General features: G+C 61.5%; 29 protein-coding genes. 16 read left to right on the top strand and 13 right to left on the bottom strand.

The features are described from left to right. The first annotated feature begins 63 nt into the window (after positions 1 to 63). A complete protein-coding gene (locus tag ACYCFC_RS11110) occupies positions 64 to 345 on the top strand; it encodes a hypothetical protein (protein WP_459651631.1) in 282 nt (93 codons plus the stop codon). Between the two features lie 177 nt (positions 346 to 522). Here ACYCFC_RS11110 and ACYCFC_RS11105 read toward each other — a convergent pair whose 3' ends face one another. Further along, positions 523 to 1,425 (bottom strand): LysR family transcriptional regulator, encoded by a 903-nt coding sequence (locus tag ACYCFC_RS11105; RefSeq protein ID WP_459651630.1) that lies wholly within the window; start codon positions 1,423 to 1,425, stop codon positions 523 to 525. A gap of 111 nt (positions 1,426 to 1,536) precedes the next feature. Here ACYCFC_RS11105 and ACYCFC_RS11100 point away from each other — a divergent pair, with 111 nt between their 5' ends. Further along, a complete protein-coding gene (locus ACYCFC_RS11100; protein ID WP_459651629.1) occupies positions 1,537 to 1,965 on the top strand; it encodes a VOC family protein in 429 nt (142 codons plus the stop codon). Then, a complete protein-coding gene (locus ACYCFC_RS11095; RefSeq protein ID WP_181086435.1) occupies positions 1,962 to 2,549 on the top strand; it encodes a glutathione S-transferase family protein in 588 nt (195 codons plus the stop codon). The genes ACYCFC_RS11100 and ACYCFC_RS11095 overlap by 4 nt, the downstream gene beginning before the upstream one ends. Positions 2,550 to 2,553: 4 nt before the next feature. On the opposite strand, the gene ACYCFC_RS11090 is transcribed toward ACYCFC_RS11095, so the two are convergent. Together ACYCFC_RS11090 and ACYCFC_RS11085 are read right to left on the bottom strand one after the other, a co-directional pair. Further along, positions 2,554 to 3,519, bottom strand: a complete 966-nt coding sequence (locus ACYCFC_RS11090; RefSeq protein WP_459651628.1) for a ribonuclease Z — start codon at positions 3,517 to 3,519, stop codon at positions 2,554 to 2,556. Between the two features lie 131 nt (positions 3,520 to 3,650). Continuing rightward, the gene (locus tag ACYCFC_RS11085) at positions 3,651 to 4,073 is read right to left on the bottom strand and encodes a VOC family protein (protein WP_459651627.1); all 423 of its coding nucleotides are present in this window, start codon (positions 4,071 to 4,073) and stop codon (positions 3,651 to 3,653) included. 298 nt (positions 4,074 to 4,371) lie between these two features. On the opposite strand from ACYCFC_RS11085, the gene ACYCFC_RS11080 reads away from it, so the two are divergent. The 3 genes from ACYCFC_RS11080 to ACYCFC_RS11070 all read left to right on the top strand — a co-directional run bounded on the left by ACYCFC_RS11080 (position 4,372) and on the right by ACYCFC_RS11070 (position 6,648). Further along, positions 4,372 to 5,739: a GntP family permease gene (locus tag ACYCFC_RS11080; protein ID WP_459651626.1), complete on the top strand. Its 1,368-nt coding sequence runs from the start codon at positions 4,372 to 4,374 to the stop codon at positions 5,737 to 5,739. A gap of 124 nt (positions 5,740 to 5,863) precedes the next feature. Beyond that, entirely contained in the window at positions 5,864 to 6,307 is a 444-nt protein-coding gene (locus ACYCFC_RS11075) for an HIT family protein (RefSeq protein WP_181086439.1), read from the top strand. A 143-nt stretch (positions 6,308 to 6,450) separates the two neighbouring features. Next, a complete protein-coding gene (locus ACYCFC_RS11070) occupies positions 6,451 to 6,648 on the top strand; it encodes a hypothetical protein (protein ID WP_459651625.1) in 198 nt (65 codons plus the stop codon). A gap of 99 nt (positions 6,649 to 6,747) precedes the next feature. Here the strand turns inward: ACYCFC_RS11070 and ACYCFC_RS11065 are convergent, their stop codons facing one another. From ACYCFC_RS11065 to ACYCFC_RS11050, 4 genes are all read right to left on the bottom strand, one after another. After that, a complete protein-coding gene (locus tag ACYCFC_RS11065) occupies positions 6,748 to 8,406 on the bottom strand; it encodes a hypothetical protein (RefSeq protein ID WP_459651624.1) in 1,659 nt (552 codons plus the stop codon). A gap of 87 nt (positions 8,407 to 8,493) precedes the next feature. Then, entirely contained in the window at positions 8,494 to 9,057 is a 564-nt protein-coding gene (locus ACYCFC_RS11060) for a hypothetical protein (protein ID WP_459651623.1), read from the bottom strand. A 200-nt stretch (positions 9,058 to 9,257) separates the two neighbouring features. Beyond that, on the bottom strand, positions 9,258 to 9,809 hold the full coding sequence (locus tag ACYCFC_RS11055; protein ID WP_459651622.1) for a hypothetical protein: 552 nt from the start codon (positions 9,807 to 9,809) through the stop codon (positions 9,258 to 9,260). 282 nt (positions 9,810 to 10,091) lie between these two features. Beyond that, positions 10,092 to 10,367 carry a hypothetical protein gene (locus tag ACYCFC_RS11050; RefSeq protein ID WP_459651621.1) on the bottom strand — a complete coding sequence of 92 codons (276 nt, stop codon included), beginning with the start codon at positions 10,365 to 10,367 and terminating at the stop codon, positions 10,092 to 10,094. Between the two features lie 365 nt (positions 10,368 to 10,732). On the opposite strand from ACYCFC_RS11050, the gene ACYCFC_RS11045 reads away from it, so the two are divergent. Further along, entirely contained in the window at positions 10,733 to 11,320 is a 588-nt protein-coding gene (locus ACYCFC_RS11045) for a LysE family translocator (protein ID WP_459651620.1), read from the top strand. On the opposite strand, the gene ACYCFC_RS11040 is transcribed toward ACYCFC_RS11045, so the two are convergent. After that, on the bottom strand, positions 11,306 to 12,160 hold the full coding sequence (locus tag ACYCFC_RS11040) for a helix-turn-helix transcriptional regulator (protein ID WP_459651619.1): 855 nt from the start codon (positions 12,158 to 12,160) through the stop codon (positions 11,306 to 11,308). The genes ACYCFC_RS11045 and ACYCFC_RS11040 overlap by 15 nt on opposite strands. 104 nt (positions 12,161 to 12,264) lie before the next feature. On the opposite strand from ACYCFC_RS11040, the gene ACYCFC_RS11035 reads away from it, so the two are divergent. After that, positions 12,265 to 12,690 (top strand): 3-isopropylmalate dehydratase, encoded by a 426-nt coding sequence (locus tag ACYCFC_RS11035; protein ID WP_459651618.1) that lies wholly within the window; start codon positions 12,265 to 12,267, stop codon positions 12,688 to 12,690. Between the two features lie 118 nt (positions 12,691 to 12,808). Here the strand turns inward: ACYCFC_RS11035 and ACYCFC_RS11030 are convergent, their stop codons facing one another. Further along, entirely contained in the window at positions 12,809 to 13,504 is a 696-nt protein-coding gene (locus ACYCFC_RS11030) for an MOSC domain-containing protein (protein WP_459651617.1), read from the bottom strand. Between the two features lie 219 nt (positions 13,505 to 13,723). Between ACYCFC_RS11030 and ACYCFC_RS11025 the strand changes: the two genes are divergently transcribed. The 3 genes from ACYCFC_RS11025 to ACYCFC_RS11015 are packed head-to-tail and all read left to right on the top strand — an operon-like array spanning position 13,724 to position 16,114. After that, the gene (locus ACYCFC_RS11025; protein WP_459651616.1) at positions 13,724 to 14,659 is read left to right on the top strand and encodes an ABC transporter substrate-binding protein; all 936 of its coding nucleotides are present in this window, start codon (positions 13,724 to 13,726) and stop codon (positions 14,657 to 14,659) included. After that, the gene (locus tag ACYCFC_RS11020; RefSeq protein ID WP_181086446.1) at positions 14,656 to 15,417 is read left to right on the top strand and encodes an ABC transporter permease subunit; all 762 of its coding nucleotides are present in this window, start codon (positions 14,656 to 14,658) and stop codon (positions 15,415 to 15,417) included. Before ACYCFC_RS11025 ends, ACYCFC_RS11020 begins: the two co-directional genes overlap by 4 nt. Next, a complete protein-coding gene (locus ACYCFC_RS11015; protein ID WP_459651615.1) occupies positions 15,410 to 16,114 on the top strand; it encodes an ATP-binding cassette domain-containing protein in 705 nt (234 codons plus the stop codon). Before ACYCFC_RS11020 ends, ACYCFC_RS11015 begins: the two co-directional genes overlap by 8 nt. A gap of 101 nt (positions 16,115 to 16,215) precedes the next feature. Here ACYCFC_RS11015 and ACYCFC_RS11010 read toward each other — a convergent pair whose 3' ends face one another. Continuing rightward, entirely contained in the window at positions 16,216 to 17,484 is a 1,269-nt protein-coding gene (locus ACYCFC_RS11010) for a DUF445 domain-containing protein (RefSeq protein WP_459651614.1), read from the bottom strand. Positions 17,485 to 17,601: 117 nt separating this feature from the next. Then, positions 17,602 to 17,997, bottom strand: a complete 396-nt coding sequence (locus ACYCFC_RS11005; RefSeq protein WP_459651613.1) for a hypothetical protein — start codon at positions 17,995 to 17,997, stop codon at positions 17,602 to 17,604. A gap of 364 nt (positions 17,998 to 18,361) precedes the next feature. Between ACYCFC_RS11005 and ACYCFC_RS11000 the strand changes: the two genes are divergently transcribed. Beyond that, positions 18,362 to 20,380, top strand: a complete 2,019-nt coding sequence (locus ACYCFC_RS11000) for a methyl-accepting chemotaxis protein (protein WP_181086450.1) — start codon at positions 18,362 to 18,364, stop codon at positions 20,378 to 20,380. 130 nt (positions 20,381 to 20,510) lie between these two features. On the opposite strand, the gene ACYCFC_RS10995 is transcribed toward ACYCFC_RS11000, so the two are convergent. Continuing rightward, positions 20,511 to 21,038 (bottom strand): ankyrin repeat domain-containing protein, encoded by a 528-nt coding sequence (locus ACYCFC_RS10995; RefSeq protein WP_459651612.1) that lies wholly within the window; start codon positions 21,036 to 21,038, stop codon positions 20,511 to 20,513. 154 nt (positions 21,039 to 21,192) lie between these two features. Here ACYCFC_RS10995 and ACYCFC_RS10990 point away from each other — a divergent pair, with 154 nt between their 5' ends. After that, on the top strand, positions 21,193 to 21,414 hold the full coding sequence (locus ACYCFC_RS10990) for a DUF3820 family protein (protein ID WP_459651611.1): 222 nt from the start codon (positions 21,193 to 21,195) through the stop codon (positions 21,412 to 21,414). A 61-nt stretch (positions 21,415 to 21,475) separates the two neighbouring features. Here the strand turns inward: ACYCFC_RS10990 and ACYCFC_RS10985 are convergent, their stop codons facing one another. Beyond that, on the bottom strand, positions 21,476 to 21,985 hold the full coding sequence (locus ACYCFC_RS10985; protein WP_459651610.1) for a hypothetical protein: 510 nt from the start codon (positions 21,983 to 21,985) through the stop codon (positions 21,476 to 21,478). Positions 21,986 to 22,293: 308 nt separating this feature from the next. Here ACYCFC_RS10985 and ACYCFC_RS10980 point away from each other — a divergent pair, with 308 nt between their 5' ends. From ACYCFC_RS10980 to ACYCFC_RS10970, 3 genes are all read left to right on the top strand, one after another. Then, a complete protein-coding gene (locus ACYCFC_RS10980; RefSeq protein ID WP_459651609.1) occupies positions 22,294 to 23,415 on the top strand; it encodes a beta-ketoacyl-ACP synthase III in 1,122 nt (373 codons plus the stop codon). 355 nt (positions 23,416 to 23,770) lie between these two features. Next, positions 23,771 to 24,829 (top strand): porin, encoded by a 1,059-nt coding sequence (locus ACYCFC_RS10975; protein ID WP_459651608.1) that lies wholly within the window; start codon positions 23,771 to 23,773, stop codon positions 24,827 to 24,829. 158 nt (positions 24,830 to 24,987) lie between these two features. Beyond that, entirely contained in the window at positions 24,988 to 25,683 is a 696-nt protein-coding gene (locus ACYCFC_RS10970; RefSeq protein ID WP_459651607.1) for a DUF2057 family protein, read from the top strand. Positions 25,684 to 25,819: the final 136 nt, after the last annotated feature.

Genomic DNA, 25,819 nt, shown 5'->3' with positions numbered 1-25,819 from the left:
GTCGATACTCCCTGGTGGCTGCAGGCAGCGAATTACAGTGGCCACGCGCCACGAATGGCTGCCATGGATGATCCTGAGTTGGTCGTTCAGGCCATCATTCACGCCTGTGTCGATCCTCAGGAAGAGACGCCGGTTGGTTGGAAAGCAAATGCGTCAAACCTCTCACACCATATCTTTCCCAACCTGACTGAGCGTCTTTCAGCCAATATCGCCGCCCGTGAAGTTCAGAAGGCACAGCCTATGCCTGCAACGACGGGTGCAATCCATGCGCCCATGACGGGGACCGACAAGGTAGACGGCGGGATTCGCGAAAGCATGAAAGCCGAGGACTCCGATAGAGCCTAGTCGTTTGGTCCCGTAAAGCAGTGACCCAGGCGGCTATGACGCTTGCCTCGCAAACAAACGCAAAGCCGGTTATTTCGCAGTGAAATTGTGTCTTGCGTAACTAACTAGTTGCTTGCCTTGCCACTGATCGTGTTCAACGCAGAGGTGCTACAGGCAGAGATCGCCCGAACACCGGTACTAACCACCATCCAGGCTCGGCGTAACCCTCTCCAGCCTCGGACATGCCCATTCGACGAAGGCTTTCACGCGCGGCGAAAGCTGCAAGGCGTGGGGGTAGACCAGTTGAACCGGCAGGTCCGCAGGTTCGTAATCCTCGAGGATCCGCACCAGGCGACCGTCGGCAAGCTCGTCTGCGACCTGGTAGTGCATCAGTCGGGTAATGCCCACGCCTTGCACGCAGGCGAGGCTGGCGGCGCGGATCTGGTTGCAGACCAGGCGCGGGGTGATGTCTTGCGCCAGCTCTTTGCCCTTGTGTCGGTAGTACCAGCGGCGCCCGTGTGGAGCGAAGGTGATGCAGGCGTGTTCGCGCAGCGATTCGGGGGTTTCGATGGCCGGGGCGGTGCGGAGATAGTCCGGGCTTGCGCAGGTGATGAGCCGGGTGGTGCCGACCTGCCTTGCCACCATGGCCGAGTCGGGGAGGTGGCCGATGCGCAGGGCCAGATCGAGGCGTTCATCGAGCAGGGGCAGCACCTGGTCGTTCAGGCTCAGCTCGACGCGCATCTCTGCGTGTTCCTTGAGAAAGGCATTCACGATCGGCGCGATGTAGCGTTGGCCGAACTCCACTGGCGCGGTCAGGCGGAGCAGGCCGCGGGCGATGCCGTCCCGCGCTTCGAGCCGCTGCTCCATGTCATCGAAGTCGGCGAGCACGCGGCGGCTCCAGGCCAGGTACTCCGTGCCTTCGTCGGTCAGCGCCATGCGCCGGGTGCTGCGGTTCAGCAATCGAACCCCCAGGTGGCGCTCCAGCGCCGCCAGCGAGCGCACCAGCGATGCAACGGATTGCCCGGTCGCATCCGCCGCCGAGCTCAGGCTGCCGCTGTCGACGATCCGAACGAAGTTGGCCATTGCCTTGAGCCTGTCCATTGCCATCCTTTTATATGTGCGATTACTGCATAGGTCTTGTCAGGTGCGCGGCATAGGTCGAAAGCGCATTGCGGCTGAAACTGCAGGGGCTGAAGTCACCCGGAGTTTCACATGAGTCAACAACCAAGTCCCGCCCGAATTCTGGCCTACGACCATATCGGAATTCGGGTCAGCGACAAGCACCGGGCGATGTCTTTCTACCAGGCGCTCGGCTTCGTGGAGAGCGCAAGTTTTCCGCTGTTCGAGGCCAACGAGATGCTCAGCCCGGATGGCGTTCGGATCAACCTGATCTTCAATGGTGCGCGTACCCCCGGTTCTTACAACGCCCTGCTGGATGCCCCGGTGAAGCTGCCGGGCATGACGCATCCGGCCTTCGTCGTCGATGACCTCCAGGCACTCGAAGCCTGGCTGAACGAGCAGGGAATCGTTATCACGGAGGGGCCGCATCACATCGGCCCGAGAAGGGTCGCGCTTTTTATCCGCGACCCCGACGGCAATGTTCTTGAATTCAATCAACTCGTGGATGGAGATGAACGATGAAACTGTACGATCTGGAAGCGTCCGGCAACTGCTACAAGGTGCGGCTGTTCGCTGCTCTGGCCGACATCGAGCTGGACATCGTGCCGGTGGATTTTCTGAACGGTGAGCACAGGAAGCCGCCGTTGTCCGAGCTGAATCCCTTGAAGCAGTTGCCGATTCTGGAGGATGGCACGCACGTCTTGCGCGACTCGCAGGCGATCCTGGTCTACCTCGCGGGCGCCTATGGCGGCCTGGCCTGGTGGCCGGCGCATCCCCAGGGGCAGGCTGAAATCGTTCAGTGGCTGTCTTTCGCCGCCAATGAGATTCAGCACAGCCTCTGCACCGCGCGGCTGGTGCAGAAGTTCGGCTATGAGCTGGACAAGCCGGCGGCGCTGGCGAAATCGCCGGGAGTTCTCTCACTGCTCGACACGCATCTGCAAGGCAATGACTGGCTGGCGATGGGCCGCCCCACGATTGCCGATTGCGCGGTCTACCCCTATGTCGTGCTGGCACCGGAAGGCGATGTGGATCTCACGCCGTACAGCCATGTCGCACGCTGGATGAAGCGGATAGAGGGCCTGCCCGGTTACCTGCCCAAACCCTGATCGATCAGAACGACTCCACTTGTGCCAGCATGCCGTCCTTGCCCAGGCGCAGCCGCAGGAAGTCATGGGCGAGGAACAGCTGTCCCTGGTAGTGCTCGACCGCCTCCTTGCGCACGTCCTCGATGGAGTGCCCCCGTTGCCGACCTGACTGATAGCGCGCGCTGAAATGCGTCAGCACCAGATTGGGCAGGCTGGCTTGCCGGGCGAAGGCGGCGACCTGGGCGGCGGTGCTGTGGCCGAAGGTGTTGCGCGCGTCGTTGATGATGGCCTGGGTATAGGTGGCTTCATGGACCAGCACCTGGGCGTCCTGGCAGGCCTCGGCGAGCAGTTCGGGGCGGTCGTTGTCGCCGCCGACCACGATGCGCCGGGCTGAGCGGGTGAAGGTCAGGTAGTCGTCGCTGCGCAGGGGGCGGCCTTCATGCTGTACATCGAAACCGCGGGCCAGCTGGCCCCACAGCGGGCCACGGGGAATGCCGTCGCGCTCCAGCAGGTCGATGGCGAGTTTCGGGTCGGGGCGGGCCTCGGTGAAGCGGTAGCCGTAGCAGGGCACGCGATGGGAGAGGGCGGTGGCTTCGACGCGGATGTTCTGGCTGCGCCATTCGTCCAGGGTTTCGACGGCATGGAAGCTCAGCTCGTACCCCAGCCAGCTCTGGCTCATCTGCTGGGTCGCGCGTATCCAGGTCTCGATACCGTCCGGGGCGATGATGGCCAGCGGCGCCTTGCGGCCCATCATACCGGCGCTGGCGAGCAGGCCGGGCAGACCATAACAGTGGTCGCCATGCACATGGGTGATGCAGATCGCCCGCAAGTCGTGCAGCGACAGCGGCGAACGCAGCAGGCGGTGCTGGGTGCCCTCGCCACAGTCGATCAGATACCAGGCCTTGCCGGTATCCTCCAGCAGGGCCAGCCCGCTGACGTTACGGGCTCTGGTGGGCGTTCCGGATGAGGTGCCGAGAAATAGCAGATCCACGTTTTGCTCCAGAAATCATTCTGGCGCCAGTATGGCGCACGGCATTCGACTCTGGACATGGAGCGGTGGTGCCTGGCAGCGTCCGCCTGATGGCCAGCCCGACGTGATACCTGCTGCGTTGAATGCCAAGTTCACGGCTGTTCGCAGTTGACCATCCAGGACACTCCGAAACGGTCGGTGAACATGCCGAAGCGCTCGGCCCAGAAGGTTTTCTCCATCGGCATCAGCACCTGCCCACCCTCGGACAGCGCGGCGAACAGGCGCTCGCCTTCAGCGACGCTCTCGGGATGCAGGCTGATGGAGCAGCCCTTGAGGCCTTCATAGGGCGCGCCGCCGCAGAACTCGCCGGGCAGCGTGTCGGAAGCCATCAGGCGGTAATCGCTCAGGCTCAGGCAGACATGCATGACGCGGTCGTGGTACTCGGCAGGAAACTGCTCGGCGTCCGGCGCCTCGCCGAAACTGAACAGTTCCAGCGTACCGCCCAGCACCTGCTGATAGAAGGTGAAGGCCTCGCGGGCCTGGCCGTCGAAAGTGAGATAAGTGGAAATCTTCATGGGGTTGTCCTCGTGCTGGTGAGCGATTCGCGCAGTTCGGGGGTGGTGCTGGCCTGCGCATAGGCCGGCTCTTTTTCTGGATGGAAAAGAGCCTAGACGAAAAATTTTCGCAGGCTCTGTTCGTTGGTCGAACGGGCGGGTGGTGAATCGAGAACAGCGTCCTTCTGTCTGTTCCGATAAGACTCTACGGGCCGCGCCGAGTCATTCACCCACGCTGCACTATGCTCAACGCTGTACAGGACCACCCGAGCGAGCGTGGCGTGTCCTGGCTTGCGAACCATGAAGCGAGGTGTTCTATATGGTGTTGGTGCTCATACTGCTGGTGCTGATTGCGTTCATCGTTTATTCCACCGTGAGTTGGAAGCTGCATCCCTTCCTCGCACTCCTGGCCGCCGCGATTCTCGCTGGCTTCGCCTATCAGGTGCCGGCGGGGGAAATCCTCAAGACGGTAGCTTCCGGCTTCGGCGGCATCCTCGGTTACATCGGCATCGTCATCGCTCTGGGCACCATCATCGGGGTGATCCTCGAACGCTCCGGTGCGGCCATCACCATGGCCGAAAGCGTGATCCGCCTGCTGGGCGAGCGCTTTCCCACGTTGACGCTGTCGATCATCGGTTACCTGGTGTCGATCCCGGTGTTCTGTGATTCCGGCTACGTCATCCTCAACTCGCTGAAGAACGCTCTGGCGGCGCGGATGAAGGTCTCGGTGGTGGCCATGAGCGTGGCGCTGGCCACCGGCCTGTACGCCACCCATACCTTCGTGCCGCCGACGCCGGGCCCGATTGCCGCGGCGGGCAACCTGGGGCTGGAAGGCTCGTTGGGACTGGTGATCGCCGTCGGCCTGCTGGTGTCGGCGGTAGCCGCGTTGGCCGGGCTGTTCTGGGCCAACCGTTTCCTCAGGCAGGATGACCGCGAGTTGCTGGACGAAGCACCCAGTGAGCTGCTTGCCGAAGATGTGGATTTCGACAGCCTGCGCGCCCGCTACGGCGTGCTGCCCAGCGCCTGGCAGGCCTTTGCGCCGATCTTCATTCCCATCGCGCTGATCTGCATCGGCTCGGTTGTCGCCCTGCCTGGCAGGCCACTGGGCGAGGGGGTGGTGTTTTCGGTGCTGAGCTTTCTCGGCCAGCCGGTGGCCGCTCTGCTGATCGGCCTGGGTTTCGCCTGTTTGCTGCTCAAGGGTGAAAACAAGCGTCAGCAGTTCCATGATCAAGTGGCCGCAGGCATCGTCTCGGCGGCGCCGATCCTGCTCATCACCGGCGCCGGCGGTGCCTTCGGCGCCATGCTGAAGATCACCCCGCTGGGCGATTATCTGGGCCAGAGTCTGTCGGCACTGGGTATCGGCCTGTTCATGCCCTTCATCGTCTCCGCCGCGCTGAAGACGGCGCAAGGGTCCACCACCGTTGCCCTGGTAACGACCTCGGCCATGGTCGCGCCGCTGCTCGGCAGCCTGGGGCTGGACAGCGAAATGGGCCGGGTGCTGACGGTGATGGCCATCGGTGCGGGCGGCATGACCGTTTCCCATGCCAACGACAGCTTCTTCTGGGTGGTTTCGCAGTTCAGCCGCATGAAGGTCTCCACGGCCTACCGCGCGCAGACCATGGCGACGCTGATCCAGGGTGTGGTGGGGATGCTGATGGTCTGGCTGCTGAGCCTGGTGCTGCTCTGAGGCTGGGCATGCCAGCCATGGCGCGGTCCGACTCTGCGGGCATGCTGCATCGTCCGGAAGGGGCTCTGTCGAATTTCCCCCGGACCCTATATGGTTCGGCTGACCGAACCGAAAGGAGCCTTCGATGAGCCTCACCATCCCGTACGATCCGCAGAACATCTTCGCCAGGATCATCCGTGGCGATGCCCCGTGCTACACGCTTTACGAGGATGACGACGTGCTCGCCTTCCTCGATCTGTTCCCGCAATCCTTCGGCCATACGCTGGTGATTCCCAAGCGTTCGGCAGCCTGCAACCTGCTCGACGTGGACACCGAGGCGCTGTGCAAGATGATGGAAGTGGTGCAGCGGCTCACTCGGATCATCGTCGATGAGCTGCAACCGAGCGGTGTGCAGATCGCACAGTTCAACGGCGCGCCAGCAGGGCAGACGGTGTTTCACATTCACATGCATATCGTCCCGCGTTATGCCGGTCAGGGTCTGGGCGTGCATGCCGCGCAGGAGGCCGAGCATGCCGAGCTGGAGAAGCTGCAGAAGCGGCTGGTGCAGCGAATCACCGCCTTGTCCTGAGCGCGCGGCTGGCGGCTCGATCACCGGACGGGGGTAACCGGGCATAGCCGGCTTTCGGACCGCCGGCAGCCCCTGCCGCGAACGCCACCCGCTGGCGCGGCCTCCAAGTTCAACACGCCATAGTCGAACGTTGCGAGGCCGCCATGAAGCAGAACCAGCCAGATACCGAACAGTCGCCTGCCGATGAAACCGACACGACGATGACCGATGCGGGCGAGAAGAATGCCGGCGAGGATCCGGATTTCGACGAGCAGGTCCAACCGGAGGATGATCGCGAGTCGGAAGTATCGCCCGATGACCCGGATATTCAGGGTGTCGATGGTTCCGGCAAGCCGAGTTAGTAAACGGACCGAAAAGTACCGCAGGATGAACAAGCCTTGGTACTTAATTTTTGCAGGCTCTAAGTTTTGACTGCCATTGGTAGCATAACGAGAAGGCCCCTAGCGCTGTTGCAGCCGCTCAAGCAGGTCGGTTAGCCAACTGGGCCGGGGGGGCTGTTCGCCTTTACTGAAGAAGGCATCCAGGATGTAGCGGTTCTGCTCCTGGCCGATGTTGGTTGCGGTGGAGCGTTGTGATGTGAATAGGCTTTCCAGTGTGATACCCGCCGCCGCACCTTTTTCGGTTACGGCCCAGACGCCGTTGACGTTGGTAATGTCCGGCTCGAAGGGCTTGAGCTTCACGTCCTCGGAAGCGTTCAGCACGATGTTGTCCTTGATGTTGGTGACTGGTGTATAGGTAGTGTATTGGCTCCCAAGCGAGGTTTGTGCAGCACCTTCGGCAGAAAACTTCGTCACCATCTGTTCGAGGAAGCCGAGATCGCTGGTATTGCTTAACGCGCCATAGCCCGGATCGAGGATATGGCGCAAGAAGCCCCAGTCAACACGAGTACTGCCGATCGCCGATCCATTCAGGATGCGTGAAGCGGTGGCAGTGTCCTTATCGTTGAAGCTGACCGTGAGTTGGTGCCCTTGGGCATCGTAGTTGTGACCGTTATTGAAGTTCGAGCGCAACCGCCCATTGTCGTGCTGACGGTAGTCGCCAAGCTCTTCGGCCAGGCGATCCACATAGGTCAGATCGGCGCCTTCGTCCTGCGCATAAGCGTACATGTCCGACAGCAAGGCACGATCTTCGTAGGTGAGGAAATCGTAGGCGCTGCGACCAATGTTGTTGGCACTCATGCCTTGGGCGCCGTTGGCTACCGCAGGCTCTTTTCCACCGAACAGGCGGGAAACCATAAGATCGTAGCCATTACTGGCGGGGCCGACTGTCGATGCCGTGGTGTTGGCCGCGCTGGCGGTCTGCGCAGCGGAGATAGATTGCGATGCCGTGGATGAAGAGGCGCTAACCTCCTCTTTGCCAGGGTGAGGTGCTGACGCGAACAACTGGTCGATCACGCTGGCAGGACCACCGCCCTTGCCCTCGGCCCGATGAGTCATGTAGTTGAAGTCGAGGTCGATCAGCTCTTGCAGACGAGAAGCATAATCGTCCGGGTACTGAGCCTGCTCGATGGCGGGTAGCTCATTGTAGTAGGCAAGCACTTCTTTGAAGAAATTGGTCATCTTGCCGGTGCGGTTGTACTCGTCCATAGCCTGGGCTACAACCTTCTGACGCCACGCCTCCTCTTGGTCGTATGCTTCTTGCCATGCGGCTCGCTGCTCATTAACGGTGAAGGTGCCGCTGTCATCATAGGCAATCAGTGCCAATTGATCGCGGGACATGCCCTTGAAGGGATTGCTACCTGAGCCGTTGACGAAACTGGTAGCTTGCTTGGCGCGGGCCAGCAGTTCCGGGTCGTCGGTATTGGGCACCTCAGCATCGTGCCGCTCCTGATTCAGGTAGTAATCGTTGCCAGTGATCTGATCAAGCTGTGCCGTGGCCTTTTGACCCAGTTCCTTGCGGCTGAGGTTGGCATCGCGAGCCTCAGCATGTGCAGCCGCCTCGCCCAATTGGCGAGCCAGGTTGGAGACATTGGTGGTGCCATTGCTGCTGGCAGCCTTCATCGTCACGGTGGTCGTTCCATCTGCTACGACCTCAGCCTTGCCGGTGCTGACTGTATGGGGAGTGGCGAGCGAGGTATAGGTTCCAACGCTGCTGATCATGACGAGAGACCTTTGGGATTCGTTTCAGAGCTTTGCTTGCAGGTTATCGGTATCGACCATCAAGACCTTAGCGGCATTGCGCATACCTCATCCGGCGAGCCGCTCCAGTATCTGATCGACTATCTGGGAAGTAATGCCGTTTTCCCCTGGGCATCTCTCAGTCAAACCGACAATATTCAGCTCGGGATTGCCTACCAGGTAGTCTCTGCTGACCGGGCCCTGCAAGCTGCCATCCTTACGATCCAGAGCAATGTAAACGGCGGCCCAGTTTGGACAGGCATCTGGCCATCCGGTCAGACGCTTATCTTCATCAGTGAGTAGATTTTCCATATCAATCTTCTCAAGATCGATAGCTGTCTTCCCGCTGATCGCTGTAACAGCGCTTGGAGATTTCGTTGCAGTGTGGTCCTTCCCCATTTGGGCAGCCATCAATTCAATAGGTGACGAATACTGCGTACCGGCGGCATTTGAGTTTTCTTGCATGTTCTGCGCGGCGAGCAATGCTTCGAAGGAAATGGAGATAGTGGAGTTATCACCGCGTGCAGGAGTCTGGCTGACTGAGTTGCCATTGCTAACTGCCTGACTGGCTTTATTCGAAGGCGTCGAATAATTCGAGGGCAAGCCGGATGAATAGTTTTTGCTGATCTGCATGTCTTAAGTCCTTGTAGAAGGGAGTCGGTTCCTGTCGACAAGCAAGTCAATGAAATGGTGTTCTCTTATAGGGGCTTCGGTCAACAACTGTTCGATCAGGTTAATGTCGCTGCCCTTGCCCTCGGCCTGATGAAAACAAAAATTACGCACTTCTATGGGTGTCATTTCCATACTTATACTTGGAATACAGAATCAATCAGCTAACCGCGCGCGTAACTGGAGCGATACCACTCAGTGGCTTCTAGGTAGTCAGTTGGCTGGGTCGCCATATATGCATGCATTTTTTCAAAAATATCTGCGGCTGATGCCCCTTTCGCCCGCTCCGCCTCGAATATGGCGGTGGTGTTGGCCGTAATGGACTGGCTCAGCGCTTCATATCGGGCTTTGCTTGCCGGCGTCACAGGCAGCCCTGTGGCAGCATAATAAACATCATTTATGCCATCCGAATTAGGGCCGTTTGAAATCAGCGGTCCCCCTGAAATCGTAGCCATGGACTCAACGAAATTCATCGCCTCGGCTTGGTCAGGGTTATTGCGCAGGTCTTCGGCTTTCTCCTTGACCCATCCGGGCAGCTCTCCCGAGGCAGCCCGCCGGGCACCCTCCGAAAGCGTTACCTGGACGCCGGGCTTCTCCGGTCCTCGGCCCGCGCTCACCGATGTACCTGGCTCGGAAACAGATCGTCCATTAGCCGCTGAATTGACTTGATAATAAGAAGCCAGTTTGAGCAAGTTTGGGGTAGAAGATATGTTCATAACCATCTCATCCTATCAGCTAACCGCGTGCGTAACTGGAGCGATACCACTCACTGGCTTCCAAGTAGTCAGCTGGCTGGGTCGCCATATACGCATGCATTTTTTCAAAAATATCTGCGGCTGATGCCCCTTTCGCCCGCTCCGCCTCGAATATGGCGGTGGTGTTGGCCGTAATGGACTGACTCAGCGCCTCATACCGGGCTTTGTTTTCCGGCGTCACAGGCAAGCCTGTAGCGGCATAGTACAGATCACTTTTACCATCCGAATTAGGCCCCATCGAAATCAGCGGCCCCCCGGAATCGTAGCCATGGACTCAACGAAATTCATCGCCTCGGTTTGGTCAGGGTTATTGCGCAGGTCTTCGGCTTTCTCCTTGACCCAGCCGGGCAGCTCTCCCGAGGCAGCCCGCCGGGCACCCTCCGAAAGCGTTACCTGGATGCTGGGTTTTTCTGGCCCCCAGCCCGCGCTCACCGAGGTACTTGGTTCGGAAACAAATTTACTAGACGCTATAGTGGTTTGGTTATAGGCAGTAAGGCTTTGAATGGAAGATATATGCATGGGCACCTCATATGTAAATAAACTAAAGCATATACCATGCCAGTTTATATTTTCTCCTTTTTGTGAGCGCCGATCGCGCTTTGACAAACTTTTGGGCCAAGTTCAGCAGAAATGTATCGAACGATGCGGCAAAAAATTGCCGTCTGACGGCAACCCGTGGTCAAAGAACAGGAATGCCCAAGGTTTTTTCAAGTCTGCCGAATAGGTGACGATGGGGTGTAGATGGAAATTTTAAACTTCGGCTGAGAGGACATGGCATGGCCGGACGATACGGATAGAATCCAGCAGTGGGCAATTTCCTTCAATAACCCCACCCGCCAGGCCCGTTAGCCTGTTTCCAGCTCAACCACTGGAAGCAGATATCTATGGACCCCTACCTTTCCATGGCCGCCTTCGCCCTGGCGTCATCCATTACACCCGGCCCGGTCAATCTGGTGGCGTTGAACTGCGGGGCGCGTTTCGGCTTTCGTGCCAGCCTGCGGCACATCTCTGGGGCGACGGTGGGTTTCACTCTGTTGCTGCTGTTGATCGGTCTGGGCCTGTACGAACTGCTGGAGCACGCGCCGGTGCTGATGCGGAGCATCCAGTGGGGTGGTATCGCCTTTTTGCTGTACATGGCCTGGCGTCTGGCGGCGAATGATGGCCGGATCGAGCCGGGTCATGCGCGCGGCGGGCCGTCGCTGCTTGCAGGGGCGCTGCTGCAGTGGCTCAACCCCAAGGCATGGCTGGCATCGGTGGCCGGGATGGGACTGTTCGCGACCGACGGCAACGCGCTGCGGGTATGGTTGTTTGCCGGTCTGTACTTCCTTGTCTGCTATGCCTCGATCGCCTGCTGGGCCTGGGCCGGGACATGTCTGGGCCGTCATTTGCAGCAGGCCGCGCGGGTGCGCTGGCTGAACCGGACGATGGCGCTGTTGCTGGCATGCAGCGCCTTCTATTTACTGACGGGTTGAGCGGTCACGGTATTGCCCGGGCGTCGCTGCCAGCTGGCGCTTGAAGGTGCGCTGGAAATGCGCCTGATCGGCGAAGCCCGCGGCCAGCGCCACTTCGGCCAGGTCCTGCCCCTGCCTGAGCCAGTGCTGGCTGCACTGGATGCGTCGATTGAGCAGATAGGCGTGGGGCGTCATGCCGTAGTGCTGCTTGAACGCGCGGATCAGGTAGGACGGCGAGAGTTCGGCGGCCCGGCAGATGTCTTCCAGGCGCAGCGCCTCGGTGCAGTGCTCGGCAATGTAGTCGGCGGCGCGTTGCAGTTGCAGCGGTTCGATGCGCGCCAGGGTCGCGGTGGGTGCCAGCGTCTGCTGCAACTGGCTGAAATATTCGACGGCGACGCTCTGCTTGTGCAGGGTTTCGTTGTCTGGATCTAGCAGCGTGGCATAGAGCTGCGTCAGCCCGGTGAACAGTGTCGGGTCACGACTGAGGATGGATGAGTAGGGACTGAACCTGCCGCCATCGCTGGCTCCCAGTTCATGCTGCAATCCCCCGAGCCAGCGGGCATCGACGTAGAACATCAGGTAGGACCAGGGCTGGCCGTCGATGGGGTTGCAGGCGTGAACGGCCTGCGGATTGACGATGACCACTGCGCCGCTGTCGAGCCGCTCGCGAGCGTTCCCGTTGAAATAGGTGCTGCAGCCGGCGGTGATCGCGCCGATCGAGAAGGTTTCGTGGCAATGCGGCGCATAGCAGACCTTGCGCCCGTCGGCGACCGCCCGCGCCTCGATGAAGGGCAGGGAGGCATCGCGCCAGAAGCGCGGCTGGGTGTCGTTGTGGTTTGGGTGACTCACGCCGGTTTCCATTTTGGAAAGTGTGTCTGCACTCTAGCAATCGTTCGGCTATCTGGCATTCTCGACGGCAATCGCTGTCCTATTACCCCGTTGCGCCCCACTGACAAGGAATCACCATGCGTCTGATCGTTGCTCTGACCGCCATGCTGTCGCTGACTGCCTGTTCTTCCTGGCAGCCCGATCCGGAAGATATCAAGCCTGTCCCGGAGGATCGGGTACTGGCCTATCAGCAGCCGCTGGAAAATGGTGGCGAGGTGGTGGTGACACGGGATTTCGGCCTGCGTGGCGGCGGTTGCTATATCGCGGTGATGATCGACCGCGAGCTGGCGGCGCGGATTCATGTGGGCGAGGTGGTGCGCTTTCAGGTGCCGAGCGGGGCGCGGATCGTCAGCATCGGCGTCGATCCACTGGACGATACCTTCTGCGGCAAGCTCAGCCTGCGCCGCGAGAAACTGGCGCAGGTGCAGGCGGGGCAGACGCTGGAGTACCGTGTGATCGTCGATAACCAGATCGGTTTCGATATCGTTCCGTCGGAGCACTGAGCCGCGACGGAACGTCAGGGCGCGGGTTTGGTGTTCGCGGACATGGCCCGCTTACGGTTTACCGATGCCATGGGCGTGCCTGTAGGAGCAGGCCGCGCCTGCGAACAGCCATGTCCGGTCAGCCTTCGGTATCCGCCCCATACAGACGTTTGTTCCAGTCTTCCACACTGTGCTGGCTCAGCCGCCGCTCGACCAGTTTTTGCCAAGAGGGCACCAGCGGCAGTTCGCTGAGTTCGAGCAGGGCGGTCCGATCCAGGGTGCGCTGGTAAAGCACTTCCAGTATTCGGCTCAGCGGCCAGCGCGGGAAAGGGCGGTGTTCGAGGTTGAGGATCTGTCCGGCTTCGAGCACGCCGGGTTCCAGTACCCGGTAATACCAGCCGGTCATGCCGCTTCGCTGCACGCGCAGGGCCATGTCGGGGATGCCGAAGCGGTCGTTGAGCTTCCAGCAGGGCTGCCGTGTCTGGGCGACTTCCAGCAGCACATCGCCGCAGCGCAGCACATCGCCCAGACACAGGTCCGCCTCGCTCAGGTCCCGGGTGCTGATGTTCTCGCCGAAGGCGCCAGGTTGCCCCAGCAGCGGCAGAGCGCCGAGCTGTTCCTGCCAGCGGCTGTAGTGTTCGTAGGGGTAATGGTGCACGGCCTTGTAGAGGCCGCCATGCACCTTGCGGTCGCCCTGTTCATCGCCTTCCAGGCCTTCAGGGGCGACCTGCACGGGGCCTGCGAGCGGCTGCTTGGCGATGGCGCTGTGACTGCCGGGGCGGGTGAAGGGGACGGCCTTGCCGGTGAGCAGCAGGTCGATGCGTGCCAGTTGCATAGCGATTCGCCGTGTGATGGGGTCAGGGCGAATTATGCCTTATCTATCGGTAGCTGCCCTGGCGCGACCATCGCAGCAGTGAAGAGGCACCAAAGTATTATTCGTGCTGGCTCGGGTGCTTCGTAATCTGCCGGCATGATGCCTTTATTGCCACTCCTCGCCCGTTTCTGCGCACGTCTTCCGGACACTTTTCGGCGCGGTGTCGCGCTATCGCTACTGATGTGTTCGCCGTTTTTCATTGCGGCGTCTGCCGCTGCTGAAGAGCAAACGGCCTTGCCGGCCCTGACGCTGAGTGTGCTGCAGTTCGGCACCGCGCACTGGGAGCTGGACCATCTCAAGCGCCACGCCATCGACCGGGCCAACGGCTTCGAGCTGAAGGTGCGGCTGGTGGCGGATCTGCCGGCCTCGCGCCTGGCGATTTCCAGCGGCAGCGTCGACGGCGCGGTGAGCGACCTGCTCTGGGCGCAGGCGCGCTATGAGGCGGGGACGGCTTATCGTTATGTGCCGTTCTCTTCGCAGATCGGTGAAGTCCTGGTCACCGAGAACAGCAATATCCACACGCTGGCGGACCTGCGCGGCAAGCGCATTGGCGTTGCCGGCGGGCCTGACGGTCTTGGCTGGCTGCTGTTGCAGCGGGTCGCTACCCGTCAGGGAGTCGACCTGGCGGGCGAGGCGCGCGTACAGTACGCCGCGCCGCCGCTGCTGAGCCAGGCGCTGCGCCGGGGGCAGGCGGATGCGCTGCTGACCTTCTGGCAGTTCTCGGCGCGTATGCGCGGCGAAGGCGGTGTGCGCACGGCCTTCGCTCTGGAAGACCTGCTGGCGTCGCTGGAGCTGGAACAGCAACTGCCGGTGCTTGGCTATCTGTTTGCCGAAAGCTGGGCCGCGCAGCACGAAAATTTGCTGGCGCGCTTCGACCGCGCATTGCGCCAGACCAAGGCGCAACTGGCCGAGGCCCCCGCGCACTGGCAGGCCATCCGCCCGCTGATGCGCGCCGAGGATGACGGTGTGTTCGAGGCGTTGCGTGACAGTTTCATCGACGGCATTCCGCTGCCGCTGGATGAGGCGCGCATCGCCCAGCTGCACCAGTTGCTCAGGCTCACCGGTGCCGATCCGCAGAAGCTGATGCCGCCTGAACTGTTCCGGGTAGGGCAGTGATCCCCACCCGCTGGGCCTGCTGGATAGCGTTGCCGCTGGCCGTGACGCTGTGGGCTGTCGTTGCCTTCGTCGCTCAGACCCCGCTGCTGCCGACGCCGGTGGCGGTGCTGAATACCTTCTGGCTGGCGCTGCAAAGCGGCGAGCTGCCCCATCATCTGGGCGTGACCCTGCGCCGGGTGATTTTCAGCTTTGTGCTGGCGATGTTGCTGGGTGCGCTGATCGGCGTCTGGATGGGCCGCTCGCGGCTGACCAATGCGCTGCTCGACCCGCTGCTGGTGCTGTTCCTCAACCTGCCGGCGCTGGTGACCATCATCCTGCTCTACGTCTGGTTCGGCCTGGTGGAAGCGGCGGCGGTGCTGGCGGTGGTGATCAACAAGGTGCCGAACGTCGCGGTGACCCTGCGTGAAGGTGCGCGCAGCCTCGACCCGAAGCTGGAGCAGATGGCGCGGGTGTACGGCTTCAGCCGCCGACAGCGGCTGGCGGATGTCTGGCTGCCGCAGCTGTTTCCCTACCTGATGGCCGCCACCCGTGGCGGGCTGGCGCTGATCTGGAAGATCGTCCTGGTGGTTGAACTGCTGGGACGTTCGGACGGTATCGGCTTCCAGCTGCACATGGCCTTTCAGGTGTTCGATGTGGCGAGCATTCTGGCCTACAGCCTGGCCTTTATCGCGGTGGTGCAACTGATCGAGCTGGTGCTGCTGCAACCGCTGGAACGGCGCGCTTCGTATTGGCGAGAGGTGGGTACGCCGCATGCTTGAACTGTCTCTGGATGGCTCGACAGCCGGTCATTCGGTGATTGGCAGAGTCGCGGCAACGGTGGCCGAAGGCGACCGCATCTGCCTGCTGGGACCTTCGGGCGCAGGCAAGACCACACTGCTCAACGCCATCGCCGGGCTCGATCCACGGCTGAGTCCGATGATCCATGCACAAGTCGGGCTGCGTATCGGCTACCTGTTTCAGGAACATCGTCTGCTGCCCTGGCGCACGCTGCGGCAGAACCTGGCCCTGGTTGGCGCGGCGCCTGACGAGATCGAGCGATTGCTCGGCGAAGTGGGCCTCGCCGGAGCCGCTGATCGCCTCCCGGACCAGCTTTCGCTGGGCATGGCCCGGCGAGCGGCACTGGCGCGCTGCCTGGCGATAAAGCCGCAACTGCTGTTGCTGGACGAACCCTTCGCATCGCTGGACCCGGACCGCGCTTGCGAGTTGCGCACGCTGATTGCGCGGCTGCTCGATGCCCAGCCGCGCATGGCGATGATCTGCGTGACCCATGACGCCCGCGATGCCGACGATCTGGCCAATCGCCTGTGGTATCTGGCCGGCGCACCGGCGCAGTTGCAATGCGATCAGCCATTGGGCGGCGATGCCAGCGCCAGCGTGATCAGCGAGCGGTTGCGTCTGGCCATTCACGAGTCCGCTCACACGAAAAAGCAGCCGGGTTCGCCTTCTGCGCCGTAGGATCGAACTTGTTCGACCCTGGTGTGGAGGTGGCCGAATGAATTCGGCCCTACGGTCGAACCGGCGGGCTGATTCGTCCGGAGGGCCGGATCGTGGAGTTGTCAGCCGGTGGCCAGCTGCGTCAGCGCATGCAGCGTCAGCCCGACCAGGCCGCCGACCAGGGTGCCGTTGATGCGGATGTATTGCAGGTCCTTGCCGACGCTCTGTTCCATCTGTTCGACCAGTTCCCGGCTTTCCCAGTTTTCCACCCGCTGCGCGATGTAGGCGCCGATCTGCCCCCGGTAGCGTTCGAGCATGGCCGGTGCCGCGGTCAGCAGGCGTTCGTTGATCCAGTTGCGCATCGCCGTGTCGGTCGCCAGGGCCTCGCCGAGGCCCTGGGTCAGCCTGACGATGCGCCGACCGATACGTGAATCGGGGCTGTCCAGGTCTGCTTGCAGCCAGTCGGTCAATTCTTCCCAGAGTGTCTGGATGTACGCGCTGGTGGCCGGATGTTCGAGTAGTTGGGCAACGATGCGTTCGATTTCCAGGCGATAGGCCGGGTCATGCCTGAGGCGCTCGATGTATTCGCCCACGTGCTCGTCGAAGCGCTCGCGCAAGGGATGCTGCGGATCGCCTGCGACCTCGGCGATAACCGCCGAAATGCCATCGACGAACTTGTTCGCCGACCAGCCACCCATGGCCTTGCCCAGGCCCAGATAGCGCAGGGTGCGGACTTCGGCGGTGATGGCGTCGGCGACCAGCGCTCGAGTGTCCTCGTCCTGCAGCAGGGCATCGAGCTTGATCAGTCCCTCGTCGAGCATGGCCTGGTGCCTGCCCTGGCGGGTCAGCATTTCCAGTATCTGGCCGCACACCGGCGCCAGGTCGACCTTGCGCACGCGGGCGATCAGCCTGGCCTGGACGAAACTGCGCACGCGCTCGTCCTGCAGCGAATCGACGCCGAAGCGCGCCATGCCGGTGAGCTGCCGCCCGACCGCTTCGGCATTGTCCGGGTGACGCAGCCAGTTGGCCAGGCGTCCGCCGAGGTCCAGTGCCTGCAGTTTGCTCAGCACCAGCGGCGTGGCGAGAAAATGCGTGGTGATGAAGGTCGACAGGCTCTGACCGATGCGCGCCTTGCTGCGCGGAATGATCGCCGTATGTGGAATCGGCAGGCCCAGCGGGCGGCGGAACAGCGCGGTGACGGCGAACCAGTCGGCAATGGCGCCGACCATGGCCGCTTCGGCGAAAGAGGCCAGATAGCCCCAGGCCGGGTGCCGTGCCTCCATGGCGGTGGCCAGCACATAGAGCAGGGCGGCGAGCAGCAGCAGGCAGCCGGCGACCCGCTTCATGCGCACAACCGGTGATGCCGCCTTGGGAGTTTGCAGAGGGCTCATGCGATTCCTCTAGATGACAGGTGGCTTGCAGCCATTCGCGGCTGAAGCTGCTCCCACGAAAGCCGCTGCGTACATTGTGGGAGCGGCTTCAGCCGCGAAGTTCTTGCTTGCCGCCGCTTACTCGTCGTCTTCGTCTTCCTCGCGCAGCAGTACGTAGCTGCCATCTGCCGTTCGCTCGCAGACGTAATATATGGCCACGTTGCCGTCATGGTCGGTTACGGCGGCGTAGTCGTCCGCTTCGACAGTGAAGTGATCGCTGGAGCCGGCACCGGCTTCGCTGGTGAAAAGGGCGGTGAAGAAGGCTTCCGGCGGCATGCCGTCGAAGTAGTCGTCACGCTCCCTGGCGTCCCACTCGACTGGCGGCTCGAAGGCACCGGTGATGACGATGCGTGCATCGCCCATGTCCTGTTCTTCGCCGTCCGGGTCGGTTTCGTGGGCGCGGTAGATGGTGCAGCTCAGCGCGTCCGGGTGGGCCAGGATGTCGTCGCGTGAAAGGGATGGCTGTACAGGCATGGAGGAACTCCGGTCAAAGATGGGAATGGCGGCAGTGTGGTGGAGTCGGCGAGCACCTGCAATCGACAAGATGCATTGGTTTCGACATTGCCGAGCCCGCCGCAACACAAACCAGTCCCTGGACAAGACCCGAAGGCCTGCGCTGTCAGGTCGCAGGCGCCTATGGCCCTTTCCATAGTGATGGCTCAGTAATGGCGCATTGCTTGATTATGGTCAGGGACGTGCCTCTGACCCTGGTCGATTCTGCATGCACGCGGAAACCCCTGATGCGGGTCCACACTGAAGTACGTGGTGTTCCGGCACTCCTGTGCGCAATACCGAAACGGCTTCGTGTGAACGTCACGAATCGCCTGGAATACACCTCATGAAAATTATCTTTTCACCAGCCGAAGGACTGATGAACCGTCTGTCCTATCCGGTCAAGTTCGGTCTGCTCGGCCTGTTGGCCCTGGTGGCCTTCACCAGCCTGATTATGACGCTGGCCGGGCAGTTGAATACGACCATCGAGCGTTCGCAAAACGAGCTGGTCGCTTCGTCGCTGGCGCGTCACCTGTCGAAAACGGTGGAATATGCACAGCAGCATCGCGGGCTGTCCTCGATGCTGCTCGGTGGCAACCAGGATATTGCCGTGCGGCGCAGCGAGCGCGAACGCAGTGTCGACGCGGCGATGAACGAACTGGACCGCGCGCTGGCGGCGGACAAGCGCGAGCTGCCGCAGTGGCGGGCAATCACCAGCGCCTGGAACGCCATCAAGCGCGATGGCCTGAACGGCTCTCAGGCCGAGAACTTCAATGCCCACACGGCGCTGGTCGCAGAGTTGCTGCGCTTTCAGCGCTCGCTGTCGGATGCCTATACGCTGACCTTCGATCCGGAGGCCGAGACCTTCTATCTGATGACTTCGGCGGTCAGCGACCTGCCGTTCGCGCTGGAGCGCTTCGGTCGTCTGCGTGCGCGGGGCGCGGGCGTGTTGGCGCAGGGCGAGATGGATGACGAGCGGCGCATCGCGATCATCGTGCTGGCCGAGGAGATCAAGGCCGCCATGGCTAACATGCGCGAAAATCTCGACAAGGTGATCGCGTTACGGCCCGAACTCTCGGGCGATCTGCAGCGGGCGTTCGAGGCCTTGGGCGTCAAGTACCGCGAGGTCAGCGATGTGGTGGATCGGATCACCCAGCACGATGATCTGCACAGCACTTCGTCCGCCCAGTTCTTCGAGATGACGACTGAGGCCATCAGCATTGGCTATACCCAGATGTACGAGGTGCTGTTGCCTACGCTGGACGCCTTGCTGAACCAGCGCATCGACCATGCGCGGCAGGTGCTGTATTTGAATATCGCCGCGCTGGTCGCCGTGCTGGCGGTGATTGGCTATCTGTCGGTGGGCGCCTATCTTTCCGTGATGAACAGCATTCGCAGCCTGCGCCAGGGCAGCCAGCGGCTCGCCTCGGGTGATCTGACCGCGCATATCGATCTTGCTGCCCGCGACGAGTTGCGTTTCGTCGCCGGCAGTTTCAATGAAATGGCCGAGGCGATGCGCGGGCTGATCGGCAGCATCAAGGACAACTCCGACCATGTCGCCGACTCGGCGCGCAATCTGGTCGCGTCCTCGGGGCAGATCCATGTGGCCTCGCAATGCCAGAGCGATGCGGCGGCAAGCATGGCTGCCGCGGTCGAACAGATGACGGTCGGTATCGAACATATCGCCCACAGTGCCGGCGAGGCGGACAGCCTGGCCAAACACTCCGGTGAGCTGTCGCGTCAGGGCGGTGAAATCGTGGCCTCGGTGGTCGCCGAGATCAGCGAGATCGCGCGCTCGGTCGAGCGTTCGGCGCGTACCGTCGAGGAGCTGGGCGAGCGCTCTGGGCAGGTTTCGGCGATTGTCGGCGTGATTGGCGACATTGCCGCCCAGACCAACCTGCTGGCGCTCAATGCGGCCATCGAAGCAGCCCGTGCCGGCGAGCAGGGACGCGGTTTTGCGGTGGTTGCCGACGAGGTGCGCAAGCTGGCCGAACGCACGGCCAATTCGACCAAGGAAATCGCCGAGATGGTCGAATCGATCCAGCACGGTACCCAGGGGGCGGTGGCGGGCATGGAGCAGGGCGTGGCGCGCGTGCATGAAGGCGTCCAGCGTGCCCGGCATGCCGGTGAGGCCATGGGCGGTATTCGCGAGGCAGCCAATCAGGTGCTGTCGACGGTGGCGGAAATTTCCCATGCGCTGAGCGAACAGAGCGTGGCTTCCGCCGAGATTGCCAAGCAGGTCGGCATGATCGCGCGCATGGCCGAGGAGAACGGCAGTGCGGTGGGCGGCAACCATCAGACGGCCAATCGCCTGGGGGAACTGGCCGACACGCTGCTGCATAACGTCAGCCGTTTCAAGGCGTAGGCCGGTTCACGCTTCACCGACCCGACGTGCGGAGGCAGGGGTATGCCGCAGGGTGTCGGGTTGCGGCTCGGATCGTCGGATTACGCCTTCGGCTAATTCGACCTGCAAACGAGGCGTGGCCGCATGTGGGTCAACGGTTATTGAGGTGGCTCAGCAGGGCCTGGGTGTCGGTCGCGCCCATCATGGCGGCAGCGGCCAGGGGCGTGGCGCCATTGATGTCGGCGGCGTGCGGGTCGGCGCCCTGTTCGATCAGGTATTCGACGATCTCGGTGCGGTTGAACATGGCGGCCATCATCAGCGCGGTCTTGCCATCGGGCGAGGCGCCTTCGACATCGGCGCCGCACTCGATCAGCAGTTTCACCATTTCCAGATCACCCTTGAACGCCGCGCCGGCCAGTGGTGTCTGGCCCTTGTTGTTGCGCAGTTGCGGATCGGCGCCTCGCTCCAGCAGGACGCGGGTGGCGACGAAGTGGCCGTGGTAACTGGCCAGCATCAGCAGGCTGTCGCCGTTGTGGTTGCGAATGTTGGCGGGCAGACCCCGACCGAGGAGGTCGCCGAGACGTTCGGCATCACCGCTGCGGGCGCTGTCGAACACCTGTTCGGCGAAGGCCAGGGCGGCATCGTCCAGTTCAGGGGTGGGCTTGGGTTGGTCCGTCATGCTTTCCTCGCAACTGTCGGTGGTCCGGCGTCGGACGATGCGGGCATTGTGCCAAAGTGACGCTCGTCTGCCCGCATGGCTGTTTCTATCCGGGCGATAGGTGCGCTGAATAGTGTGGCAGTATTCGCCACCTGTCTCGCAACCGACCGCCGTCATGAAACCCGAAGATCTGGAGCTGCTGGTAACCCGGGGGATGCCCTACGGCAAGTACAAGGGGCGGCTGATCGCCGATCTGCCGGGCCACTACCTCAACTGGTTCGCCCGGGTGGGGTTTCCGCCGGGGGAAATCGGCCAGTTGCTGGCGCTGATGCAGGAGATCGACCACAACGGCCTGTCGCCGCTGCTCGACCCACTCAGACGGCGCGATAACCCGTAGGGTCGAATTTATTCGACCAGTGATGGGGGCGGTTCCCCAAGGCCGAATGAATTCGGCCCTACTAGCCTTTGGTCGGAGCGGCGTAGATGCCGACTTCCACCGACAGCGCCATCACTCGTTCGACATCGCAACGGTAGACCAGCACCGCTTGCAGTTCGTCGTCCAGCGGCTCGCTGAAATCCACCAGCACATAACCGCCTTTCTCTGGGTAGAGGGCGCCGAGCTGGGTCTGGATGCGGTTGATCGCCTTCGACGGCTCGACCTTCGCCAGTTGCTTGGGTTGCAGCACGAAACTGACGCTCGCACCGAACGAGGCGACGATCTGCGCGAACAGCGCCTGGTAATCATCGGCCTGGAACAGCACGGTATCCGGCAGGCTGCCAACCACCACCCACTCGCCCAGCGGGATGGGGAAATCATCGTCGTCGTAGTTGACGTCCGGGTTGGCCTGGAGAAAGCCGGCGGGGTCGGCGTAGGCCTGGGCGGCCTCGTCGGCGATGCGGGCGATGTCCGCTTCGCCCATGCAGCCCGAGCTGATGAGCGTGATCAATTCGGCGAGCGAGTCTTTCATGAAGGGTTCCTGCGTGGTGGGCGGGCAAGAATACCTCAGGGCGGGTGGCGGGACCGTCAAAGGGCGCTATCTTTCAGATGATGGACGCAGTGCTTTGTACGCTTCACGTTCAGACCGGTCGGTCACGCATAAAGAGGGCGAAAGACTTGATTCCTGCCCCGGAAATAGGCGCAACGTTACGAATTCTTTCAGCTTTTCATGCACAATAGCCGACAACGCATGCGCCGATTCCAGGGGTTTTCGCGAGGTTTTCGCAACGCCTGCGGGTGCGCACATTCAGATCAAGCCCCCATTCGAGAGGAACGGCAGTGCATAACGTCGTCATCAGCGGTACCGGCCTTTATACCCCTGCCCACAGCATTTCCAACGACGAGCTGGTGGAGTCATTCAATACCTGCGCGCACCGCTTCAACGCCGAGCACGCCGCCGCCATCGAGGCTGGCGAGGTGCAGCCGATGCCCGAATCCAGTTCGGCCTTCATCGAGAAGGCGTCGGGCATCAAGAGCCGTTTCGTCACCGACAAGGCCGGTATCCTCGATCCCGAGCGCATGGTTCCGCGCATTCCCGAGCGTAGCAACGATCAATGGTCGATCCTCTGCGAGATGTCGGTGAAGGCCGCCGAAGAAGCGCTGGCCCGCGCAGGCAAGACCGCAGCCGATATCGACGGGGTGATCGTCGCCTGTTCCAACCTGCAGCGTGCCTATCCGGCGGTTGCCATCGAAGTGCAGGCCGCGCTGGGTATCAAGGGCTTCGGTTTCGACATGAACGTGGCCTGTTCCTCGGCCACCTTCGGCATCCAGAACGCCGCCAACGCGGTGCAGCTGGGGCAGGCGCGGGCGGTGCTGATGGTCAACCCGGAAATCTGCACCGGGCACATGAACTTCCGCGACCGCGACAGCCACTTCATCTTCGGCGATGCCTGCACCGCCGTGATCATCGAGCGTGCCGACCTGGCGACCTCGGCGCATCAGTGGGATATCGTCAGCACCAGGCTGGTGACCGAATTCTCCAACAACATCCGCAACAACTTCGGCTTCCTCAACCGCACTGCCGAAGAGCACATGGGCGACCCGGACAAACTGTTCGTCCAGGAAGGTCGCAAGGTCTTCAAGGAAGTCTGCCCCATGGTGGCCGAACTGATCGGCGAACACCTGCAGCAGAACGGCATCGAGGTCGAGGCGGTCAAGCGCTTCTGGCTGCACCAGGCCAACCTCAACATGAACCATCTGATCGTTCGCAAGCTGCTGGGTCGCGACGCCACGCCCGAAGAGGCGCCGGTGATCCTCGATACCTACGCCAACACCAGCTCCGCCGGCTCGGTGATTGCCTTCCACAAGCACCAGGACGACCTGCCGGCAGGCAGCCTCGGCGTGCTCAGCTCGTTCGGCGCTGGCTATTCCATCGGCAGCGTGATCCTGCGCAAGCGCTGATCTGTGCATGCGTAGGTCGGATTAGCCGAAGGCGTAATCCGACGTTGCGAGGCACCCGCACAGCCACGGACAGGCACGGCTTTCGCTCATCGGCTGCCTGGCTTCCGTTTGTCGGGTCGGTGAAGCGTGACCGATCTACAGACATTGTAGGTCGGATTAGCCGAAGGCGTAATCCGACGATTCTTCGTTAATTACGGGCCTGCAATGGCCTTTTTCAGAAAAGTTCCCTCAACTTTGAACTGTCATATTGCAGACAACCTTTTGTCATATCGGCTTCCCATAATCGCCTCCGTCGAAACAGACGACGTCATGTCATTTGCAGGACGACGTTTCATAAAACGAAGGAGCTTTTCCGATGAAGAAGAAGTTGATTGCGATTGCTGTTGGTGCTGCGATGGCGGTGCCGGCTGTGGCAATGGCCGATGTGTCTTTCTATGGCCGTGCGCATGTATCGGTGGATTACCTGGATGATGGCGCCGACTATTCCGAAACCAACCTGTCGAGCAACTCTTCGCGCCTGGGTTTCAAGGGTGATCATCAGATCAACCCCAATCTGAAAGCCTTCTTTCAGATTGAGCAGCAAATCAACTTCACCTCCGGCAGTAGCGATAGCAGTAGCGTAGACTTCGCCACTCGCGACACCTTTGTCGGCTTGGGCGGCAACTTCGGTGCGGTGCAGGTGGGTCGTTTCGACAGCCCCTTCAAGGTCGCACGTGGTCCGGCCAACCTGTTCGGCGACCAGCTCGGTGACATGCGCAACCTGACGCGCGTCGGCGATGGTCGCTTTGACGAGCGTTACGACAACACCATCCAGTACACCACGCCGGACATGGGCGGCTTCAATGCCAAGCTGGCCTACTCGATGCACGAAGGCACCTGGGCTGAAGAAGATCACGACAGTGATTCTGTCAGCCTGTCGCTGAACTATGCAGGCGGCCCGCTGGAAGCTTCCCTGGCATACGAGAAGGTGGACGAAGATGCTGCTCGTGGCGAGCGTGATGGCATTCGCGCTGCCGCAGCCTACAAAATCACCGATGCCTTCAAGCTGGTGGGCTTCTATCAGACGCTCGATTACGACGGCACTGACACCACCACCAGCCTCAAGCGCGATCAGCTGACGTCCGATACTTACGGTCTGGGTGGCGAGTTCAAAATCGCTTCCAACACGGCACTCAAGGCCATGTGGATGACTCGTGACTCCGACGCCGATAACTACGATGCCGATATGTGGGTAGTCGGTGTCGAGCATAAGCTGGACAAGGCCGTTCGTGTCTATGCCAACTATGCAGTTGCCGATAACGACTCCCAGGCCAATGTGGTGCCCTGGAAAGAAGCCCGTTCGGCAAACAGCTCTGCCAATGCACTGGGCGAAGAAGCCTCCGGTTTCTCCGTAGGTCTGCGCTACGACTTCTGATTCCACTTCGCGCGGAAACAGTTAAAACAAACCGGGCTGCTCCTTGAAGGACAGCCCGGTTTGTCATTTAAGTGAAACTATTCAGTCTTATTATCGTTTCCAGATTGTCATCTGACCCTCTCGCCAATAGTTGGCGAAACTTTGCACTAGGAGTTTTCATGCGCAGTTTGTTCGTTATCGCCATGGCGTGTCTGTTGGCCGCCTGTGCCCAGCAACCCCACGTTCAGCTGTATTCCGGTGCGCCATTGCCCGAGAGCCAGGTATTGACGCTGGTGGTCCCCAGCGAGCTGGAAATCCGCAGCATCAACGGTCAGCCCTATTCGGCTGCCAACTCCCTGTTTGGTGCCTCGGACAAGCGACTGCACCTGCAGCCGGGCGCTTATCAGGTTCACGCCTTCTACAAGAACGGTTTCGATATCGATGGCGGCATCAGCCATGAAGTGGTGCGCGGTCGCACGGCCATCTTCAACTTCGAGGGGCAGGCCGGTGAAGCATGGCGCCTGGAGTTCGATCGTCCGCAGAACCTGGCCGAGGCCAAGGCGTTTGAAACTGACTTTCCTGCCTGGGCGTTGAATACCCGCACCGGCGAGCGTCTCGAAGCGCAGGCCGGTAATCGCAATACCTCGGTACTCAGCGCGATGCTGGGGTCCAGTGAAGTCGCTCCGGAGGCCACCAGCGTCGCGCCGCTGGGTGCCGCAACCGAGCCCGCTGCCCAGGCGGTGACACTGCGCCAGACACCCGCTGCGACGGCTACCCTGCCGCACAGCGACGCCACCCTTATCACCTTGCAGCAGATGTGGAACCTGCTGACCCCGGAAAGCCGTGCGGCCTTTCTGAAGTGGGCGCAGCAGTAAGCGCATTCTCGTCATTTGTCAGCGTTGTGGGGCTTCTGCTGTTTTGGCGGGAAAGCTGAATCTCGTCATGCAGGAGCCAGACTGCTTCTGATTGTAGGGCCGAACTTGTTCGGCCATTGGAGCCACGCTGGCCGAA

The organism is Stutzerimonas sp. NM35 (genome assembly GCF_054604355.1).
This window is presented reverse-complemented; position numbering and strand designations above follow the sequence as displayed.